Origin of the sequence: Vibrio sp. 10N.247.310.17 (assembly GCF_041466605.1) — a bacterium.
GTDB classification, from domain to species: Bacteria; Pseudomonadota; Gammaproteobacteria; order Enterobacterales; family Vibrionaceae; genus Vibrio; species Vibrio tasmaniensis_A.
Genome location: NZ_JBFSTC010000159.1, coordinates 1 through 5,531, shown reverse-complemented (window position 1 = coordinate 5,531; position 5,531 = coordinate 1). Strand labels below are relative to the sequence as shown.

Sequence of the window (5,531 nt, the reverse complement as noted above, 5' to 3'; positions counted from 1 at the left end):
TTCTTCTTGAAGATAAAAGCGGCTTTCCCCGGAAAGCCGCGATGAACCTTTTTTTATGACTTGAATATGAGTATTTGATTTTTAAACTTGTTCTAAATCACTAGTTGCAATGTTAGCTAGGTGTGCAATTAAAATTTTCTGATAAACTTACATAAATTTGTTGATTTTTCACACGAAGGTAAGGAATAAGTGACTACTACAGAAACAGTCAATGCGGACATGTTACTCGAAATGGAATCAGTCCATGTCATGCCATTCAGTGAACACGATAAAATTATCTTAAGATCTTATGAGGCCGTAGTTGATGGTATTGCGAGTCTGATCGGTCCGTTTTGTGAAATCGTTTTACACTCTTTAGAAGACCTCAATACATCTGCGATTAAAATTGCCAATGGTGAAAATACAGGCCGTCAGGTTGGTTCGCCAATCACCGATCTTGCATTGAAGATGTTGAAAGATATTGAAGGTTCTAAGCGTAACTTCTCTCGTTCATATTTTACTCGCGCTAAAGGCGGGGTACTAATGAAGTCGATCACGGTTGCTATCCGCAATGGTGAAGACCGAGTGATTGGCTTATTGTGTATTAACGTGAACTTAGATGCGCCATTCTCACAAGTGCTGCAATCTTTCATGCCTACGCAAGACGCGGACGAAGCTGCGTCATCTGTTAACTTTGCTAGTGACGTTGAAGAACTTGTCGACCAAACGGTTGAACGCACCATTGAAGAAATCAATGCAGACAAATCTGTATCGAACAACACCAAAAATCGCCAAATCGTGATGGAGCTATACGACAAAGGTATTTTCGACATCAAAGACGCGATTAACCGCGTTGCTGAGCGATTGAATATCTCTAAGCACACAGTGTACTTGTACATCCGTCAACGTAAAACAGAGGATGAAGAGGGTTGTTAAGCTATACACTCTTAGTTAATGGACCCGTTTACGGCTCACAATCCGCAAGAAGTGCTTATCAGTTTGCTGTGGCTCTATTGAAACAGGGCCACAAACTTCACAGTGTGTTCTTCTATCAAGACGGCGTCAGTAATGGCTCTGGCATTACTGTGCCTGCTAATGATGAATTTGACTTAGCTGCCGCTTGGCAAAAACTGGCGCACGAGCACAATGTTAGCCTAGAGACATGTGTTGCTGCTGCGCTAAGGCGTGGAGTTATCAGCACTGAAGAAGCGGCGCAACATCAATTAAGTGCCTCTAACTTGGCGACAGGGTTTACCCAAGCTGGCTTAGGGAGTTTATCTGAAGCACTTCTGACGCAAGATAGGGTTGTCCAGTTTTGAGCACATTAGCATTTATATTTAACAGCTTTCCTCATACAACGGCTGCGGGTAGGGAAGGGCTAGACGCATTGTTAGCGGCTTCAGCTTACAGTGAAGACATTAGCGTATTCTTTGTCGGTGATGGCGTTACACAGCTTCTCAAAGCGCAACAGCCTGATGAATCCTTATCACGTGACTATATTTCTGCATTCAAGCTTATGGACCTCTACGACATCGAGCAGGTTTACGTGTGTCAACATAGCCTCAATCAGTTTGGTCTCTCGACTGATAACTTACTGATCGATGTGACTGCGCTAGAAATGAATGAGTTGACGCAGAAGTTAGCTCAGAGCCAAAAAATACTGACTTTCTAGGGAACGTTATGCTTCATATTGTAAAATCAGTAGACAAACTCAAGCTTGCATTGATGTACTCGCAACAAAAGGACCATATCCTTTTGGTTGAAGATGCGGTGTATGTTTGCCTTCCAAATCATGAGTTATTCAATCAAATCTCCACCGTTAAACATGTGTCGGTATTAAAAACAGATCTTTATAGTCGAGGTTTACAACAACTTGCTTCAAGCACTCTGGATCAAGTGGACTTCGATGGATTCGTAAAACTGACTGTTTTGAACGACAAATCAGTCACTTGGTAGCTGCATTTTATCAGCGTGGTTAAAAAAAGACCATCCTGAGCTCTAGACGGCTAAAAAAGATCTGTATATTTCTTGACACACATCCCACTGCTGAATAGAATTTTGCGTCCCTATTTACACTATGTGTAATAGGGCTAGATTTTTCATCAAGCTTACTTTCAAGTAAATCAGGAGCTAGTTAATGGCAACTATTAACCAGTTGGTACGTACTCCTCGTGTAAAGCAGGTTGTTAAAAGCAACGTGCCTGCACTAGAAGCGTGCCCACAAAAACGTGGTGTATGTACTCGCGTATATACTACTACTCCAAAAAAACCGAACTCAGCACTACGTAAAGTATGTCGTGTTCGTCTAACTAACGGCTTTGAAGTTACTTCATACATCGGCGGCGAAGGTCATAACCTTCAAGAACACAGTGTTGTTCTTATCCGTGGTGGTCGTGTTAAAGATTTACCAGGTGTGCGTTACCACACTGTTCGCGGTGCACTTGACTGTGCAGGCGTTAACGACCGTAAGAAAGGTCGTTCTAAGTATGGTGTGAAACGTCCTAAGTCTTAATGCGTCTTTTTTTTAAAAGAAAGCGTTAAGTAAGGCCAAACACTATTTATTTATTATTCTGAAAAGTTTTGGAAAAAACCTGAAGAAGACAACGGAGAAATTCCATGCCACGTCGTCGCGTAATAGGCCAGCGTAAGATCCTTCCAGATCCTAAGTTCAAATCTGAGCTGCTGGCAAAATTCGTTAACATCCTTATGGTTGACGGAAAAAAATCTACTGCAGAGAAGATTGTTTACACTGCACTAGAAGTTATGGCTGAGAAATCTGGTAAAGATCACTTAGCTGTATTTGAAGAAGCTCTTGAAAATGTTCGTCCAGCGGTAGAAGTTAAATCTCGCCGTGTGGGTGGTTCAACTTACCAAGTACCTGTAGAAGTTCGTCCGGTTCGCCGTAACGCTCTTGCTATGCGTTGGGTAGTTGAAGCTGCGCGTAAGCGTGGTGAAAAATCTATGGCTCAACGCCTAGCTGCTGAAATGCTAGACGCGTCTGAGAACAAAGGTACTTCGGTTAAGAAACGTGAAGACGTTCACCGTATGGCTGACGCAAACAAAGCGTTCGCACATTACCGCTGGTAATACCTTTTTAGTGCTGCAAGTTTCCTTGCAGCACTTCTTTAGTTCCTATGCTTATGCTAGGAACTATTGCTATTTCTAGGGCAAGCACTTTTTAGCGAAGTATCGCTTTTAACGCATAATCTAGACATAGCAATAGTCCCTAAGTCTCTAATAAGAGGATTCAACCGTGGCTCGTAAAACTCCTATTGAGCAATACCGTAATATCGGTATCGTTGCTCACGTAGATGCAGGTAAAACAACCACAAGTGAACGTATTCTGTTCTATACCGGTCTTTCTCACAAAATCGGCGAAGTTCACGATGGTGCAGCAACCATGGATTGGATGGAGCAAGAGCAAGAGCGCGGTATTACGATCACTTCAGCAGCAACTACTACGTTTTGGCGTGGTATGGAAGCTCAGTACTCTGACCACCGTATTAATATCATCGACACTCCGGGGCACGTTGACTTCACAATCGAAGTAGAACGTTCTCTGCGTGTGCTTGATGGTGCAGTTGTTGTGTTCTGTGGTTCATCTGGTGTTGAACCTCAGTCAGAGACTGTATGGCGTCAAGCTGATAAGTACCAAGTTCCACGTATGGTTTTCGTTAATAAAATGGACCGTACAGGCGCAGACTTCTTGCGTGTAGTTGAACAGATCAAGGATCGCCTAGGCGCAACTCCTGTTCCAATTCAACTGAACATTGGTGCTGAAGAAAACTTCCAAGGCGTTGTCGATCTTATCAAGATGAAGGCGATTAACTGGAATGAAGCTGACCAAGGCATGACTTTCACGTACGAAGATATTCCTGCAGACATGCAAGAAATGGCTGAAGAATATCGTACAGAACTTGTTGAAGCTGCTGCAGAAGCAAATGAAGAGCTGATGGATAAGTACCTTGAAGAAGGTGAACTAACAGAAGCTGAAATCAAACAAGGTCTTCGTACTCGTACCCTTAATAATGAAATCGTACTTGCTACATGTGGTAGTGCATTCAAAAACAAAGGTGTACAAGCTGTTCTAGATGCAGTTGTTGACTTCCTTCCTTCTCCAGTCGATGTACCTGCAATTAAAGGTATCGACGAAGACGAGAACGAAGCAGAGCGTCATGCAGACGACAAAGAACCGTTCTCAGCGCTAGCATTTAAAATTGCAACAGACCCATTTGTTGGTACTTTAACTTTCATCCGTGTTTACTCTGGTGTTGTTGAAAGCGGTAAAACAGCTTACAACTCTGTGAAGAAACAACGTGAACGTTTAGGGCGCATTGTTCAAATGCACTCAAACAAGCGTGAAGAAGTAAAAGAAGTACGAGCAGGTGACATCGCAGCCATTATCGGCCTTAAAGATGTTACTACTGGTGAAACTCTATGTGATCAGAACCATAAAATTGTTCTTGAACGTATGGAATTCCCAGATCCAGTTATTCAGATCGTTGTAGAGCCTCGCTCTCAAGCTGATCAAGATAAAATGACTATCGCGTTAGGTAAGCTAGCGGCAGAAGATCCATCGTTCCGTGTTGAAACGGATGACGAGACTGGCCAGACACTAATCTCTGGTATGGGTGAACTGCACTTAGATATCATCGTTGACCGCATGAAGCGTGAATTCAGTGTGAACTGCAACGTTGGTAATCCGCAAGTTGCTTATCGTGAAACCATTCGTGGTACAGCGAAAGCTGAAGGTAAATTTATCCGCGAACATGGTGGTAAAGGACAGTACGGTCACGTGTGGCTGAAACTGGAACCATCAGAAGCCGGTGAAGGCTTTGTCTTCGTAGATGAAATTGCCAATGGTATCGTGCCAAAAGAGTTCATTACCTCTGTCGCTAAAGGCGTTGAAGAGCAAATGAACAATGGTGTATTAGCGGGCTATCCAGTTTTGGATATCAAAGCTACACTATATGATGGTTCTTACCATGAAGTAGATTCAAGTGAGATGGCGTTTACAATCGCTGCCTCTATGGCTTTCAGAACAGGTGCACTAGAAGCGCAACCAGTTTTGCTTGAGCCTATGATGAAAGTTGAAGTAACTACTCCAGAAGACTGGATGGGTGACGTTGTTGGCGATATTAACCGTCGTCGCGGCATCATCGAAGGTATGGACGAGGGGACAGCTGGCCTGAAGATAATTCGTGCACAAGTTCCGTTGTCTGTCATGTTCGGTTACGCAACTGATTTACGTTCTGCGACACAAGGTCGTGCTTCTTACTCTATGGAGTTTAGTGAGTACGCTGAAGTGCCAAAAAATGTTGCTAATGCAATCATTGCAGAGCGTGGTTAAACAAAAGGGACGTATTTTTTTCATTTTTTGAAAGAACAATGCGTCCAAATATTGCGCTAACGAGAGTTGGCGCATAAAATAGCAATTTCTGGCGCGTCTCGCTCAATAATGAACGTGGCGAATCATAACTAGGAAGGAACACGATTGTGTCTAAAGAAAAATTTGAACGTACGAAACCGCACGTAAACGTTGGTACTATCGG

The 5,531-nt window shown here is 43.1% G+C and carries 7 protein-coding genes; all 7 read left to right on the top strand.

What is annotated here, in order from left to right; genetic code table 11:
* Positions 1-189: 189 nt before the first annotated feature.
* The 7 genes from AB6D80_RS24030 (at position 190) to fusA (ending at position 5,329) form a co-directional block, all read left to right on the top strand.
* On the top strand, positions 190-915 hold the full coding sequence (locus AB6D80_RS24030; protein ID WP_012604921.1) for a transcriptional regulator: 726 nt from the start codon (positions 190-192) through the stop codon (positions 913-915).
* Positions 909-1,298 (top strand): sulfurtransferase complex subunit TusD, encoded by a 390-nt coding sequence (gene tusD, locus AB6D80_RS24025; RefSeq protein ID WP_372189833.1) that lies wholly within the window; start codon positions 909-911, stop codon positions 1,296-1,298. Before AB6D80_RS24030 ends, tusD begins: the two co-directional genes overlap by 7 nt.
* The gene (tusC, locus tag AB6D80_RS24020) at positions 1,295-1,651 is read left to right on the top strand and encodes a sulfurtransferase complex subunit TusC (protein ID WP_017096568.1); all 357 of its coding nucleotides are present in this window, start codon (positions 1,295-1,297) and stop codon (positions 1,649-1,651) included. Before tusD ends, tusC begins: the two co-directional genes overlap by 4 nt.
* Positions 1,652-1,659: 8 nt before the next feature.
* Positions 1,660-1,935: a sulfurtransferase complex subunit TusB gene (gene tusB / locus AB6D80_RS24015; RefSeq protein WP_009848936.1), complete on the top strand. Its 276-nt coding sequence runs from the start codon at positions 1,660-1,662 to the stop codon at positions 1,933-1,935.
* A 181-nt stretch (positions 1,936-2,116) separates the two neighbouring features.
* A complete protein-coding gene (gene rpsL, locus AB6D80_RS24010; protein WP_012604917.1) occupies positions 2,117-2,491 on the top strand; it encodes a 30S ribosomal protein S12 in 375 nt (124 codons plus the stop codon).
* A 104-nt stretch (positions 2,492-2,595) separates the two neighbouring features.
* Complete coding sequence (gene rpsG / locus AB6D80_RS24005) at positions 2,596-3,066, top strand: 30S ribosomal protein S7 (RefSeq protein ID WP_012604916.1); 471 nt, start codon at positions 2,596-2,598, stop codon at positions 3,064-3,066.
* Between the two features lie 166 nt (positions 3,067-3,232).
* Complete coding sequence (fusA, locus tag AB6D80_RS24000; protein ID WP_012604915.1) at positions 3,233-5,329, top strand: elongation factor G; 2,097 nt, start codon at positions 3,233-3,235, stop codon at positions 5,327-5,329.
* The last annotated feature ends 202 nt before the right edge of the window (positions 5,330-5,531 follow it).